General features: G+C 70.8%; 9 protein-coding genes. All 9 read left to right on the top strand.

Annotated elements, in window-relative coordinates:
- Positions 1–59 precede the first annotated feature (59 nt).
- The 9 genes from betA to IE212_RS04155 all read left to right on the top strand — a co-directional run bounded on the left by betA (position 60) and on the right by IE212_RS04155 (position 15,430).
- The gene (gene betA, locus IE212_RS04195; protein ID WP_190196303.1) at positions 60–1,721 is read left to right on the top strand and encodes a choline dehydrogenase; all 1,662 of its coding nucleotides are present in this window, start codon (positions 60–62) and stop codon (positions 1,719–1,721) included.
- Positions 1,722–1,919: 198 nt separating this feature from the next.
- Positions 1,920–3,389 carry an aldehyde dehydrogenase family protein gene (locus IE212_RS04190; RefSeq protein ID WP_190196302.1) on the top strand — a complete coding sequence of 490 codons (1,470 nt, stop codon included), beginning with the start codon at positions 1,920–1,922 and terminating at the stop codon, positions 3,387–3,389.
- A gap of 19 nt (positions 3,390–3,408) precedes the next feature.
- Entirely contained in the window at positions 3,409–4,497 is a 1,089-nt protein-coding gene (locus IE212_RS04185) for a quaternary amine ABC transporter ATP-binding protein (protein ID WP_190196301.1), read from the top strand.
- Positions 4,497–6,506 carry an ABC transporter permease gene (locus IE212_RS04180; protein ID WP_190196300.1) on the top strand — a complete coding sequence of 670 codons (2,010 nt, stop codon included), beginning with the start codon at positions 4,497–4,499 and terminating at the stop codon, positions 6,504–6,506. Before IE212_RS04185 ends, IE212_RS04180 begins: the two co-directional genes overlap by 1 nt.
- Before the next feature lie 15 nt (positions 6,507–6,521).
- Entirely contained in the window at positions 6,522–7,484 is a 963-nt protein-coding gene (locus tag IE212_RS04175; RefSeq protein WP_190196299.1) for an ABC transporter substrate-binding protein, read from the top strand.
- Between the two features lie 227 nt (positions 7,485–7,711).
- Entirely contained in the window at positions 7,712–10,150 is a 2,439-nt protein-coding gene (locus IE212_RS04170) for a GcvT family protein (protein ID WP_190196298.1), read from the top strand.
- A 184-nt stretch (positions 10,151–10,334) separates the two neighbouring features.
- The gene (locus IE212_RS04165; protein ID WP_190196297.1) at positions 10,335–11,567 is read left to right on the top strand and encodes a sarcosine oxidase subunit beta family protein; all 1,233 of its coding nucleotides are present in this window, start codon (positions 10,335–10,337) and stop codon (positions 11,565–11,567) included.
- 28 nt (positions 11,568–11,595) lie between these two features.
- A complete protein-coding gene (locus IE212_RS04160; RefSeq protein WP_190196296.1) occupies positions 11,596–14,832 on the top strand; it encodes a sarcosine oxidase subunit delta family protein in 3,237 nt (1,078 codons plus the stop codon).
- A complete protein-coding gene (locus IE212_RS04155) occupies positions 14,825–15,430 on the top strand; it encodes a sarcosine oxidase subunit gamma (RefSeq protein WP_190196295.1) in 606 nt (201 codons plus the stop codon). Before IE212_RS04160 ends, IE212_RS04155 begins: the two co-directional genes overlap by 8 nt.
- Positions 15,431–15,440 lie beyond the last annotated feature (10 nt).

Below are 15,440 nucleotides of genomic sequence, written 5' to 3'. Positions count from 1 at the left end.
TAGAGATACCGGTACTAGCATGCCGCGCATTCTGTACGGCGTGAGCGAGACGAGGCACCATGGCGCACTTGCAGTACGACTTCGTCATCGTCGGTGGTGGATCGGCCGGCAGCGCACTGGCCAACCGGCTCTCCGCGGACCCCGGCAACCGGGTGCTGGTCCTGGAGGCGGGCAGACCCGACTATCCCTGGGACGTCTTCATCCACATGCCGGCGGCGCTGACCTACCCGATCGGCAGCCGCTTCTATGACTGGAAGTACGAGTCCGAACCCGAGCCCCACATGGGCGGCCGCCGCGTCTATCACGCGCGGGGCAAGGTGCTGGGCGGCTCCAGCAGCATCAACGGGATGATCTTCCAGCGCGGCAACCCCATGGACTACGAGCGGTGGGCGGCCGACCCGGGCATGGACGCCTGGGACTACGCGCACTGCCTGCCGTATTTCCGGCGGATGGAGAACTGCCTCGCCGCCGACCCGGACGACGAGTTCCGTGGGCATGACGGGCCCCTGGTGCTCGAACGCGGGCCGGGAACCAGCCCGCTCTTCGAGGCCTTCCTCAAGGCCACCGAGGAGGCGGGGTACGCCCCCACCGACGACGTGAACGGATACCGGCAGGAAGGATTCGCCCGGTTCGACCGCAACGTCCACCGCGGGCGCCGGCTCTCGGCCGCCAAGGCGTACCTCAAGCCCGTGCGCAAGCGCCCCAACCTCACCGTCACCACGCGCGCCCTGGTCACCCGCGTCCTCTTCGAGGGCAAGCGCGCCGTCGGCGTCGAGTACCGGCGCGGCCGCGGCAGACCCCAGCGGGTGCGTGCCCGCGAGATCATCCTGTGCGGAGGGGCGATCAACTCCCCGCAGTTGCTGCAGCTCTCCGGCGTCGGCAACGCCGAGGAGCTGAGCGCGCTCGGCATCGACGTCGTACACGATCTGCCTGGGGTCGGCGAGAACCTCCAGGACCACTTGGAGGTCTACATCCAGTACGGCTGCAGGCAGCCCGTCTCCATGCAGCCGTACCTCGCGAAGTGGCGCGCCCCCTTCATCGGCCTGCAGTGGCTCTTCCGTACCGGCCCCGCCGCGACCAATCACTTCGAGGCGGGCGGCTTCGTCCGCGGCAACGAGGACGTGGACTACCCGAATCTGATGTTCCACTTCCTGCCCGTGGCGGTCCGCTACGACGGCTCCGTGCCCGCGGGCGGACACGGCTACCAGGTGCACGTCGGGCCCATGTACTCCGACGCCGTCGGCTCGGTGAAGATCAAGAGCAAGGATCCGGCGGAGCACCCCGCGCTGCGCTTCAACTATCTGTCCACCGAGCAGGACCGCCGTGAGTGGGTCGAGGCCGTCAGGGTCGCCCGGGAGCTGCTCAACCAGCCCGCCATGGCCCCGTACAACGCCGGGGAGATCTCGCCCGGGCCGTCCGTCGAGACCGACGAGGAGATCCTCGACTGGGTCGCCAGGGACGGGGAGACCGCGCTGCATCCCTCCTGCACCTGCAAGATGGGCACCGACTCGATGGCGGTCGTGGACCCGGCCAGTATGCGGGTGCACGGAGTCGAAGGGCTGCGGGTCGTCGACGCGTCCGTCATGCCCTACATCACCAACGGCAACATCTACGCGCCGGTGATGATGATCGCGGAGAAGGCGGCCGACCTCATCCTCGGCGAGGAGCCGCTGCCGCCGTCCACCGCCGCGTACTACCGGTACCGCGACGCACAGGCGTAACCTGCGGTTTTCATGGAACCGGTCGACCCGGAAACGAGACGCTCCGGGGCTGCGGCCGTCGTGTTCTCCTGACTGCCTCCGTAGCGGAAACGTCATGGGCCAACCCCTTGACGCGGGTTCCGGCCTTCTTCCAGAGTGTTCCACCAAAAGCAATGCGGTGCGCGATGCGCAACGAGATTCGCTCGAAGGGCTCCCGACGTGGCAGACCTGTTCGTGGACGGAAAATGGCGCGATCCCGTGGCCGGAGGTCACCGGGAGATCCGCTGTCCCGCCGACGGCACGCTCTCCGCGACCGTGTCCGAAGGCACCCGCCCCGACGCCGAGGCGGCCATCGCCGCGGCCCGCCGGGCCTTCGACGAAGGGCCCTGGCCGCGCACCCCCGAGCGCGAGCGAGGCGCGCTCCTCCTGCGCACCGCCGGCATCCTCGAGCGCGACGCCGATGCGTTCGCCCGCGCCGAATCACTGGACACCGGCAAGCGCCTGGTGGAGAGTGTCTACGACATCGCCGACGTCGTCTCCTGCTTCCGCTACTACGGAGGACGTGGCGGCACCGACGCCGGCCGGGTGATCGACACCGGCCGCGACGACGCGGTCAGCCGCGTCGTGTACGAACCGATCGGCGTGTGCGGACTGATAACTCCCTGGAACTATCCGCTGCTCCAGGCGAGCTGGAAGGTCGCCCCGGCACTCCTCGCCGGCAACACAATCGTCCTCAAGCCCAGCGAACTCACCCCGTCCACCTCGATCCTGCTGATGCGGGCCCTCGAGGAGGCCGGGATCCCGGAGGGAGCCGCCAACCTCGTCCTGGGGACCGGGCCCGAGGCGGGCGCACCGCTCGCCGAGCACCCGGCCGTCGACATGGTGTCCTTCACGGGTGGCCTGGACACCGGCAGACGCATCATGGCCACCGCCGCCGCGACCGTGAAGAAGGTCGCGCTGGAACTCGGCGGCAAGAACCCCGACGTCGTCTTCGCCGACGCCGACTTCGAGACGGCCGTGGACTTCGCGCTCACGGCCGTCTTCCTGCATTCGGGACAGGTCTGCTCGGCCGGCGCCCGGCTGATCGTCGAGGACTCGCTGCACGACCGGTTCGTCGACGAGGTGGTCCGCCGGGCCCGGCGGATCCGGCTCGGCGGCCCCTTCGATCCGCGGGCCGACACCGGAGCGCTGATCTCCGCACAGCACCTGGCGAAGGTCGAGGCCTACGTCGCCGCGGGTGTCGCCGCGGGTGCCGTCCTGCGCTGCGGCGGGGAACGCCCCGGCGATGCGGCCCTGGCCGGCGGACACTTCTATCCGCCGACCGTGCTCGACGAGTGCGACCAGAGCATGCGGGTGGTGCACGAGGAGTCCTTCGGGCCGGTGCTCACCGTGGAGCGCTTCACCGACGAGGACGACGCCGTACGCATCGCCAACGACACCGAGTACGGGCTCGCCGGCGCGGTCTGGACGCAGGACGCGGGCAAGGCCCAGCGCGTCGCCCGCCGGCTGCGCCACGGCACGGTGTGGATCAACGACTACCACCCCTATGTCCCACAGGCGGAATGGGGCGGGTTCGGGCACTCCGGCGTGGGCCGGGAGCTGGGACCCACCGGCCTGGACGAGTACCGGGAGCCCAAACACATCTGGCAGAACATCCAACCCCGGCCGCAGTACTGGTTCCGCGGCTGAACGCCGAAAGAGGTCGAACATGACCCCAGCAACGACCGAGGCGCCGCGGCGGCGCGACACCCCCGAGGACCGGGCGCCCACCCCGGTCATCTCCGTGCGCGAGCTGTGGAAGGTGTTCGGGCCGAAGGCCGGCCAGGTACCCGGCTCCGAGGAGCTGCGCGGACTCACCCGCCGCGAACTGATGGACCGCACCGGTTGCACCGCCGCCGTGCGCGACGTGAGCTTCGACGTCGCCCCCGGCGAGGTGTTCGTCGTCATGGGACTGTCCGGCTCCGGCAAGTCCACCCTGGTGCGCTGTCTGACCCGGCTCATCGAACCCACCGCCGGCGAGATCCTCTTCGAGGGCGAGGACATCCGCGACGCCGACGCGGGCCGCCTGCGCGAACTGCGCCGCAGCAAGTTCTCGATGGTCTTCCAGCACTTCGGGCTGCTTCCGCACCGCCGGGTCGTCGACAACGTGGCGTTCGGTCTCGAGATCCGCGGCATGAGCAGAGCCGAGCGCACCAGGCGTGCGCTGGAGGTCGTCGAACTCGTCGGCCTCTCCGGGTACGAGAGCTCCTACCCCGACCAGCTCTCCGGAGGTATGCAGCAACGCGTGGGCCTCGCCCGGGCGCTGGCCGGCGACCCGGACGTGCTCCTCTTCGACGAGCCGTTCTCGGCGCTCGACCCGCTGATCCGACGGGACATGCAGAACGAGGTCGTCCGCCTGCACCGCGAGGTGGGCAAGACGATGGTGTTCATCACCCACGACCTGTCCGAGGCGCTGCGGCTGGGCGACCGCATCCTCATCATGCGCGACGGCCGGACGGTCCAGTGCGGCACCGGCGACGAACTCGTCGGTGCCCCCGCCGACGACTACGTGCGCGACTTCGTCCGGGACGTGCCCCGTGGCGACGTGCTGACCCTGCGATGGATCATGCGCCCGGCCGATCCCGGCGACGCCCTGGACGGTCCGGAGCTGGGACCGGACGTCGTCGTGAAGGAGGCCACCCGGGCGGTGCTCGCTGCCGAGAAGCCGGTGAAGGTCGTCGAGAACGGCAAGCTGCTCGGCATCGTCGGCGACGAGGAGATACTCGCGGTGGTCGCGGGGCAGGAAGGCGACGCGTGATGACCGTCGCCGTGCGGAAACCGGAGAAGCCGGAGAGAACCGGGACCGAGGAGCCCCCCGCTCCCGCCCGCCGCGTACGCACGGTCAGCCGCTCCATGGTCGTGGCCGCGATCCTGCTGGTCTGGCTGCTGCTCTTCACGGTGCTGCGCGGCAAGCAGACCCTGTCCCTCGCGGCGGCGGACCTGACCGATCTGCACCGGTGGTTCAACGACGTCAACGACTCGGTCGGCGCCAACCGCAACTCCAACCCGCTCTTCCTCTACTTCTTCAACGAGATCCGCCTGGTCATCGACACCCTGGTGACCTTCGTCCAGGAGCTGATCTCGCAGCCGACCCCGGGACGCCCGGTGCCGCGGATCGGCTGGCTCGGTGTCGTCGGCATCGCCGGCTACGTCTCGTGGGCCGTCGGCAACTGGCGGGTCGCGCTGCTGGCCGTGGCCGGCTTCACCTTCCTCGGCCTGCAAGGGCTCTGGCAGGAGAGCATGGACACGCTGGCCCTGACCCTCTCCGCGGTCCTCGTGGCGCTGCTGTTCGCCCTCCCCCTGGGGGTGTGGGCGGGGTTGTCGGACCGGGTGAACCGGATCGTGACGCCGTTCCTGGACTTCATGCAGACGATGCCGACCTTCGTCTACCTGGCGCCCCTGACCCTGTTCTTCCTGATCGGTCCGGCCTCCGCCACCATCGCCACCGCGATCTACGCGGCACCGCCGGCGATCCGCATCACCGCACACGCCATCCGGTCCGTGCCCGAGACCACCGTCGAGGCGGCGGACTCGATGGGCGCGACCCGGCGGCAGGCGCTGCTGAAGGTCCTGCTGCCGATGTCCAGACGGACCGTGGTGATGGGCGTCAACCAGACCATCATGGCCGCCCTGGCCATGGTGACCATCGCGGCCCTGATCGACGCCCCGGGCCTCGGCAAGACCGTCGTCCAGGCCCTGCAGTCGCTGGACGTCGGCACGGCCTTCAACGCCGGTCTGGCCATCGTCGTCATGGCCATCGTGCTGGACCGGGTCACCACCGCGGCGAGCGGACGGGCGGAGACGGCCCGGGGCTCGGCCAGTCCCTTCCTCAGGTGGCGGCGGCACCTGCTCGCGGGCGGCGCGGTGGCGGCGGCGGTGCTGGTCTATCTGTCGCACACCTATGTCTGGGCGGCCGAGTTCCCCGGCGAGGGCGGCGTCGGCAGCGGTATCTCCAAGGGGACGACCGACGTGACCACCTGGGCGCAGGACAACCTGGCGGGCCTGACCAACGCCTTCCGCGACATCCTCACCAACGGCCTGCTCAATCCCTTCCAGACCCTGCTCACCGACTCCCCGTGGTGGCTCGTCGGCGCCGCCCTCGTCGCGGTCGGCACGGTGCTCGGCGGATGGCGCGCCGGGGCCACCGCCGCCGTGTGCGTGGGCCTGCTGGTCGGTACCGGCGTGTGGTCCGACGCCATGACGACGCTGGCCTCCACCGCGGTGGCGACCGTGCTGGTGATGCTGCTCGGCGTCGTCCTCGGAGTGTGGATGGGGCGCAGCGCGCTCGTCGACCGGCTGCTCAGACCCTCCCTGGACGCCGCCCAGGTCATGCCGCCGTTCGTCTACCTCGTGCCGTTCCTCGCGCTGTTCGGCGCGACACGGTTCACGGCCATCGTCGCCGCCGTCGTCTACGCGGCGCCCGTCGCCGTCAAGATCATCGCCGACGGGGTGCGGGCCGTACCCGGGGCCACCGTCGAGGCGGCCACGTCCAGCGGGTGCAGCACCTGGCAGCTCATCACCAAGGTCCAGCTGCCGATGTCGCGCGGCGCCCTGACCCTCGCGACCAACCAGGGCCTGATCTACGTGCTGTCGATGGTCGTCGTGGGCGGCCTGGTCGGTGCCGGGGCCCTCGGCTACGACGTGGTGGCCGGGTTCTCGCAGGGCCAGCTGTACGGCAAGGGACTGGCGGCCGGGCTCGCCATCGTCCTGCTCGGGATCATGTTCGACCGGATCACTCAGGCAGCGGCTCGCCGCGCCGGCGCATAAAGGGAGCAGCAGATCATGGCACGACATCGGAGAGTCGGCGCGGCCGGCCTGGCCGTCCTCGGCCTCACCCTCACCGCCTGCAGCGGCGCGAAGGTCGGCGAGGACAGCGCGGGCGGTTCGGGCGGCTCGGGCAAGTGCGGCACCTTCAACCTCGCGATCAACCCGTGGGTGGGCTACGAGGCGAACGCGGCGGTCCTCGCGTACGTCGCCGAGCACGACCTCGGCTGCAAGGTCGAGCAGAAGGACCTCAAGGAGGAGATCGCCTGGCAGGGCTTCGGGACCGGCGAGGTCGACGCCGTCGTCGAGAACTGGGGCCACGACGACCTGAAGAAGAAGTACATCACCGATCAGAAGACCGCCGTCGAGGCCGGTCCGACGGGCAACAAGGGCCTCATCGGCTGGTACGTGCCGCCGTGGCTGGCGAAGGCGCACCCCGACATCACGGACTGGAAGAACCTCGACAAGTACGCGTCGAAGTTCAAGACCTCCGAGTCGGGCGGCAAGGGGCAGCTCCTCGACGGCGACCCGTCGTTCGTCACCAACGACGAGGCGCTGGTGAAGAATCTCAAGCTCGACTTCAAGGTGGTGTACGCGGGCAGCGAGACCGCGCTCATCCAGGCCTACCGCAACGCCGAGAAGAACAAGGAATGGGTGATCGGCTACTTCTACGAGCCGCAGTGGTTCATGTCCGAGGTGCCGCTGAAGAAGGTCAGCCTGCCCGAGTACAAGACGGGCTGTGACGCCGACACCGAGAAGGTCGCCTGCGACTACCCCGTGTACGAACTCGACAAGATCGTCAGCGCCAAGTTCGCCAAGTCGGGCAGCCCGGCCTATGACCTGGTGAAGAACTTCACCTGGACGAACGACGACCAGAACACCGTCGCGAAGTACATCGCGGTGGACAAGATGGCACCCGAGGCGGCGGCGAAGAAGTGGGTCGAGGCCAACCGCGGCAAGGTCGACGCCTGGATCAAGTAGAGCGCGGGAACGCCCGTGTGAAACCCGCCGGGAAGGCCCGGCAGGCTGTGCGGTCAGCCTGCCGGGCCCCGTCGTTTTCCGGTGATTCCTCCCTGTCGTCCCGCGGTGCGCTCCCGGCGTCGCGGACCCCTTGACACGCCGATGCGCGGGGGGCACATTGAGTTGCGCAAGCTGAACCATGTTGCGCAGACAGCAACTGGATCTCTTTCGACGTCGGAGGTGCGGCGATGGCGGGACCCCGGGTGGTCATCATCGGAGCGGGCGTCGTGGGAGCGGCGCTCGCCGACGAGATCTCCGCACGCGGCTGGACCGACGTGACCGTGGTCGACCAGGGCCCGCTGCCCGCCACCGGGGGATCGTCGTCGCACGCCCCCGGCCTGGTCTTCCAGGCCAACCCCTCCAAGACCATGACCGAGATGGCCCGTTACACCGTCGAGAAGTTCCGCTCGCTCGACGTCGACGGGCAGCCCTGCTTCCTCCAGGTCGGCGGCCTGGAGGTGGCGACCAGCCCGGAGCGCGTCGCCGAACTGCGGCGGCGCCGAGGCTGGCTCACCTCCTGGGGTATCGAGTCCCGGCTGCTGAGCACCGAGGAATGCGTCGCCCAGCACCCGCTCGTCAACCCGGACCGGGTCCTCGCCGGCCTCCTCGTGCCCACGGACGGCCTCGCGAAGGCGGTCCTCGCCGTCGAGGCACAGATCCGCCGGGCCACCGAGCGCGGCGTGCGGTTCCTCGCCCGGCACGAAGTCCTCGACGTCCAGCGGGCGGAGGGGGAGGTGACCGGCGTCCTCACCGACCAGGGTGAGATCCCCGCCGACATCGTCGTGTGCTGCGCCGGCATCTGGGGCCCGAGGATCGCCCGCATGGCCGGCATGAACCTCCCGCTCACGCCGCTCGCCCACCAGCTCGCCTGGACCGGCCCGGTACCGGCCCTGGCGGGCCAGACCGAGGAGGCGGTCCGCCCGATCCTGCGCCACCAGGACGCCGACCTCTACTACCGCGACCGCTTCGAGGGCCTCGGCATCGGCTACTACGGCCACCGCCCGATGCCCGTCTGCGCCGACGACATCCTCTCCGTGGACGAGGCCGACGACATGCCCTCCGTCCTGAAGTTCACCGAGGAGGACTTCGAGGAGGCCTGGAGCGAGACCCGGTCCCTGCTTCCCGCGACGAAGGACGCCAAGGTCGAGGAGGGCATCAACGGCCTGTTCTCCTTCACCACCGACGGCCTGCCCCTGCTCGGCGAATCCCCGGACGTCAAGGGCTTCTGGGTCGCCGAAGCCGTCTGGGTCACGCACTCCGCGGGCGTCGGCCGCGCCATGGCCGAGTGGCTGGTCGACGGCTACTGCTCCTCCTTCGACCTGCACGAGTGCGACGTCAACCGCTTCGAACCGCACCAGCTGTCGCCGGAGTACGTCCTGGCCCGCGACTGCCGGAACTTCGCCGAGGTCTACGACATCCTCCACCCCCTCCAGCCGCCGGGCGACCCGCGCCCGATCCGCACCAGCCCCTTCCACCCCCGCCAGCAGGAGCTGGGCGCCGTCTTCCTCGAGGCGAACGGCTGGGAGCGGCCCCAGTGGTACGAGGCCAACGCGGGCCTGGTCGAAGGCCGTTCCATCGTCACCCCCAACGACTGGGCCGCGCGGTACTGGTCGCCCATCGTCGCCGCCGAGGCCCAGACCACCCGTGAGACCGTCGCCATGTACGACATGACGGCACTCAAACGGCTGGAGGTCGGCGGTCGCGGTGCCGGCGCGTTCCTGGAGCGGCTGTGCACCGGCAAGGTCGCCAAGTCCGTCGGCTCGGTGACGTACACGCTGCTCCTCGGCCACGACGGAAGGCTCCGCAGCGACATCACCGTCGCCCGGCTCGCCCCCGACCTCTTCCAGGTAGGCGCCAACGGCAACCTGGACCTCGACTGGTTCACCCGCCACCTCCCCACCGACGGCACCGTCCACGTCCGCGACATCACCCCCGGCACCTGCTGCGTCGGCCTGTGGGGACCGCGCGCCCGTGACGTCCTCCAGCCGCTCGCCGACGCCGACTTCTCCGCGTCCGGCCTGAAGTACTTCCGTGCCAAGCGCGCCCACATCGGCTCCGTGCCCGTCACCGCGATGCGTCTGTCGTACGTCGGTGAACTCGGCTGGGAGCTGTACACCACCGCGGACCTGGGCCTGAAACTGTGGGACACGCTGTGGCGCGCGGCCGAGCCGCTGGGCGGCATCGTGGCCGGGCGGGGCGCGTTCAACAGTCTCCGGCTGGAGAAGGGGTACCGGTCGTTCGGCACCGACATGACCTATGAGCACGACCCCTTCGAGGCGGGGGTGGGCTTCGCCGTGAAGCTCGACAAGGGCGACTTCGTCGGGAAGGCGGCGCTGGAGCGGCGCCGGGCCGACGTGCGGCGCAAGCTCACGTGCCTCACCATCGACGATCCCAGGGCGGTCGTCATGGGCAAGGAGCCGGTGTACGACGGGGACCGTGCGGTCGGGTACGTCACCAGTGCGGCGTACGGCTACACCATCGGCAAGGGCATCGCCTACGCGTGGCTGCCGGTGGAGCTGGCCGCTCCGGGGACCGTGGTGCACATCGGGTACTTCGACCAGTTCGTCGAGGCGGTCGTGGCCGAGGAGCCGTTGTTCGATCCGGCGATGTCCCGGCTTCGTGGGTGAGTTCTCGTCTGCGGCCGCGTCGTGGCTGTCGCGCAGTTCCCCGCGCCCCTCGGGGGCGTTCAAACTCAGCCTCGTCTGAAGGAGCTCCCCAGGTGACCGCACAACTCCTCGACGGCGAAGCCACTGTCGCCGTTGCCGGCAACCACCCGCTCCACCCCCATCTCTCCGAGGACGGAGACGCCCGATGAGCCCCCGCACACCCGGCGCCGAGCTCCCGGAACACCCGGACTGGCTGTGGCGCAACCCCGAGCCGAAGCGCTCCTACGACGTCGTCATCGTGGGCGGCGGCGGCCACGGGCTGGCCACCGCCCACTACCTGGCGAGGAACCACGGCATCACGAATGTCGCCGTGCTGGAGAAGGGCTGGCTGGCGGGCGGCAACATGGCCCGCAACACCACGATCATCCGCTCCAACTACCTCTGGGACGAGAGCGCCGGCATCTACGAGCACGCCCTCAAGCTGTGGGAGGGCCTGGCGGACGAGCTCGACTACCCGATCCTCTTCTCCCAGCGCGGCGTCCTGAACCTCGCCCACAGCCTCCAGGACGTCCGCGACGGCGTGCGCCGCGTCGAGGCCAACCGGCTGGGCGGCGTGGACGCCGAATGGCTCGACGCGGACGGGGTCAAGGCAGTCTGCCCGATCGTCAACGTCTCCCCGGACGTGCGCTACCCCGTCCTGGGCGCCACCTACCAGCCGCGCGCCGGCATCGCCAAGCACGACCACGTGGCATGGGGCCTGGCACGCTCCGCCGACGCCGCCGGCATCGACATCATCCAGAACTGCGAGGTCACCGGCCTCGACGTGACCGGCAACCGGGTCGTCGGAGTCCGGACCACCCGGGGCCCGATCGCGGCGGGCAAGGTCGCGCTCTGCTCGGCGGGCCACACCTCGGTCCTGGCGGCCATGGCGGGCATCGAACTCCCCATCCAGAGCCACCCCTTGCAGGCGCTCGTGTCGGAGCTGCTGGAACCGGTGCACCCCACGGTCGTCATGTCCAACGCCGTCCACGTGTACGTCAGCCAGGCCCACAAGGGCGAACTGGTGATGGGCGCGGGCATCGACGCGTACAACTCCTACACCCAGCGCGGCGCCTTCCACATCATCGAGGAGCAGATGTCGGCGGCCCTGGAACTCTTCCCGGTCTTCGCCCGCGCCCATGTGCTGCGCACCTGGGGCGGCATCGTCGACGTCAGCCCCGACGCCTCACCGATCACCGGCCTCAGCCCGGTGGACAACCTCTACCTCAACTGCGGCTGGGGAACCGGCGGTTTCAAGGCCACCCCGGGCGTCGGCTGGGTCTACGCGCACACCATCGCCCACGACGCGCCGCATCCGCTGAACGCCCCCTTCTCGCTCGACCGTTTCACCACCGGCGCGCTTGTCGACGAGCACGGCGCGGCCGCGGTGGCCCACTAGGACCACTGGAAGCTCTGGGAGCCGATCCATGCTGCTGATCCCTTGCCCATGGTGCGGACCTCGCGACGAGGCCGAGTTCCACTACGGTGGCCAGGCCCATGTGCCGTACCCGGAGGACCCGGCGTCCCTCACCGACGAGGAGTGGGCCCGCTACCTCTTCTTCCGCGACAACCCGAGGGGGCCCTTCGCCGAGCGCTGGAGCCACGCCGCGGGCTGCCGCCGCTGGTTCAACGCCGTGCGGGACACGTCGACGAACGAGATTCTGACGGTGTACCGGGCGGGGGAGGAGCGCCCGGCCACCTTCCAGGCACGTTCCGTGCGGGTAGCCCGTCCGGCGATCGAGGACGAGGCCGCTCAGGCCGATACGGGGGTCAGGGGGCAGAGCCCCCAGCGAGGTCCGGGGGCAGAGCCCCCGGTTTCGGGAAGGGGCGGGGTGGGGGAGAGCAACCAGCCCTTCCGCCACCCCACCCGAGGTCGGATCCGCCGCGACAAACTCCTCACCTTCACCTTCGACGGCACCGAATACCAAGGCCACGAAGGCGACACCCTCGCCTCCGCCCTCCTCGCCAACGGAGTCATCCAGACAGGCACCAGCATCAAACTGGGCCGCCCCCGCGGCATCTTCTCCGCCGGCGTCGAGGAACCCAACGCGGTCGTCCAGATCGAGGAACCGTTCCCCGAGCCCATGCTTCCGGCCACCACGGTCGAACTCTACGACGGCCTTGTCGCGGCCGGCCTCCCCGGCCAGGGCCGCCTCGCCACCGAACCGGACCCGGCACGCTATGACGCCGTGCACACCCACTGCGACCTCTTGGTCGTGGGCGCGGGCCCGGCCGGGCTCGCCGCCGCGGCGGCGGCAGCGAGGACCGGCGCCCGCGTCGTCCTCGCCGACGACCAGCCGGACCTGGGCGGCAGCCTCCTCGACACCGGCGAGCACCTCGACTGGGTGGCCGAGACGACCGCCCGTCTCGCCGCCGCCCCCGACATACGAGTCCTGCGCCGCACCACCGTCTTCGGCTACTACGACGACAACCACCTCCTCGCCGTGGAGCGCCGCACCAACCACCTCGGTGCCGAGGCCCCGGAGCACGTCTCGCGCGAACGCGTCCACCGCATCCGCGCCCGCCGCGTCGTCCTCGCCACCGGCGCCCACGAACGCTCACTGGCCTTCGCCGACAACGACCGTCCCGGTGTGATGCTGGCCGCCTCGGTGCGCGCCTACCTCAACAAGTACGGTGTCCTGCCCGGCCGTCACGCCGTCGTGTTCACCACCAACGACAGCGCGTACGCCGCCGCCCTGGACCTCGCCGCGGCGGGCGTCGGCATCGCGGCGATCGTCGACACCCGCCCCGACGCGGGGGAATGGGCCGAGCGGGCCAGGGCGGCCGGCATCGAGGTGCTGACCGGACACGCCGTCACCGGCACTCAGGGCGCGGCGCGCCTCACCGCCGTGACCGTCGCCCCGTACGGAGAGTCCACCGGGCAACGGGAGTTCGCCGCCGACCTGCTGCTGGTCTCCGGCGGCTGGAACCCGGTGGCGCACCTGTTCAGCCAGGCGGGCGGCACACTGCGCCACGACGAGACGCTGGGCTCGTTCGTCCCCGACACCTGCCGTCAGGCGGTCGAGGTCGCGGGCGGCGCGAACGGCACGCTGGACCTGGCCGCGGCGCTGGCGCAGGGCGCGGCCGCCGGTGCCCGAGCCGTCGAGGCCGAGGGCTACGCCCCCGCAACCCCCGGCCTCCCGTACGTGCCCGCACAGCCCCGGCGGACGCCCCCCATGCACGTGTACGTCGTCCCCGGCGCCCCGGGCGCGCCCCGGTTCGTCGACCTCCAACGGGACGTCACCGTCGACGACCTGGCCCGCGCCACCGGTGCCGGGATGCGCTCGGTCGAGCACACCAAGCGCTACACCACGGCCGGCACCGCCAACGACCAGGGCAAGACCTCCGGCGTGCTGGCGAGTGGCGTCGTCGCCGAACTGCTCGGGGTGGACATCTCGGCCCTCGGCACGACCACGTTCCGCCCGCCCTACACCCCCGTCTCCTTCGCCACCCTCGCCGGCCGCGACCGGGGCGCCCTGCACGACCCGGTCCGCACGACCGCCCTGCACGAGTGGCATGCCGCCCACGGCGCGCTGTTCGAGAACGTCGGCCAGTGGAAGCGGCCCTGGTACTACCCGCGTGACGGCGAGGACATGGAGGCGGCCGTGCTGCGCGAGTGCGCCGCCGCCCGCGAGGGCGTCGCCTTCATGGACGCCTCCACCCTCGGCAAGATCGACGTCCAGGGCCCGGACGCCGCCGTCTTCCTCGACCTGCTCTACACCAACATGATGAGCACCCTGAAGGTCGGCATGATCCGCTACGGCGTGATGTGCCGCCCGGACGGGATGGTCTTCGACGACGGCACCGTCATCCGCCTCGACCAGGACCGCTTCCTTGTCACCACCACCACGGGCAACGCCGCGGCCGTGCTGGACTGGATGGAGGAGTGGCTCCAGACGGAGTGGCCCGGGCTGAGGGTCCACTGCACCTCCGTGACCGAGCAGTGGGCCACCGTCGCCCTGGTCGGTCCGAAGTCGCGCGCCGTGCTCGGCTCACTCGCGCCGCAACTGGCCGTGCACAATGACGACTTCCCGTTCATGGCATGGCGGGACACGGCAGTCGCGGGCATCGACGCACGGGTCTGCCGGATCAGCTTCTCCGGTGAACTCGCCTACGAGATCAACGTGTCGCCGTGGGAGGCCCTCGCCCTGTGGGAAGCGCTGTACGAGGCGGGCGCCCCGTACGGCATCACCCCCTACGGCACGCAGACCATGCACGTGCTGCGCGCGGAGAAGGGCTATCCGATCGTCGGCCAGGACACCGACGGTACGGTGACGCCGCAGGACCTCGGCATGAGCTGGGCGGTGTCCAGGAAGAAGCCCGACTTCATCGGCAAGCGTTCCTTCGCCCGTGCCGACACCGCCCGCCGCGACCGCAAGCACCTGGTCGGACTGCTCCCGGAGGACCCGGGCGCGTTCCTCCCCGAGGGCACGCAGCTGGTCGCCGGCAGTGTGCTGCCCGCGCCGCCCGTCCCGATGCTCGGTCACGTCACGTCCAGCTACCGCAGCGCGGCCCTCGGCCGGACCTTCGCGCTCGCGCTGGTCAAGGGCGGCCGGGACCGCATCGGCGAGCGGCTCTACGCCCCCGTGGGCGACCGGCTGGTCCCGGTGACCGTCGCGAGCCCCGTCCTCTACGACCCCGAGGGAGCCCGCCGCGATGGCTGACACCGCCCTTACCGCCCCGCTCCGCAGCCCGCTGTCGGACGCGGCCGGCCGGCTGGCCACCGCGACCCGTACCTCCCGGGGCGCGATCCGGCTGGCGGAGCTGCCCTTCCTCACCCAGATGAACGTGCGCCTCGACCCGAAGGGCGCGGCGGCGGACGCGGTGGGGCTCGCGCTGGGTCTCCAACTGCCCGTCGACCCCTGCACCATCGCCCGCGCGGGGGAGCTGGCCGCGCTGTGGCTCGGCCCCGACGAGTGGCTCGTGGTGGGCCCGCCGGGCGGTCAGCGGGACCTGGAGAGCCGCATTCGCAAGGCGGCGGGCGACGAGCACGTGTCCGTCATCGATGTCTCGGCCCAGCGCACCACGCTTCTCGTCGCGGGTCCGCGCGCCCGCGACCTGCTGGCCCACGGCTGCTCGCTCGATCTGCACCCGCGTGTCCTCGGCCCGGGCCGCTGCGCCCAGACGACTCTGGGCCGCACCCAGGTCGTCCTGGTCGCCCGTGACGACCCGAGGGCCGGGTTCTGGGTGCTGGTCCGCTCGTCCTTCGCCGGCTACCTCACCGACTGGCTGCTGGACGCGGCTGTGGAGTGGACGGGCTGACACGGGTGCT

This window comes from Streptomyces djakartensis, assembly GCF_014651075.1.
Classification (GTDB): Bacteria; Actinomycetota; Actinomycetes; order Streptomycetales; family Streptomycetaceae; genus Streptomyces; species Streptomyces djakartensis.
Note: the sequence above shows the minus strand (reverse complement) of the source record. Positions and strands in the feature narration are given on the sequence as shown.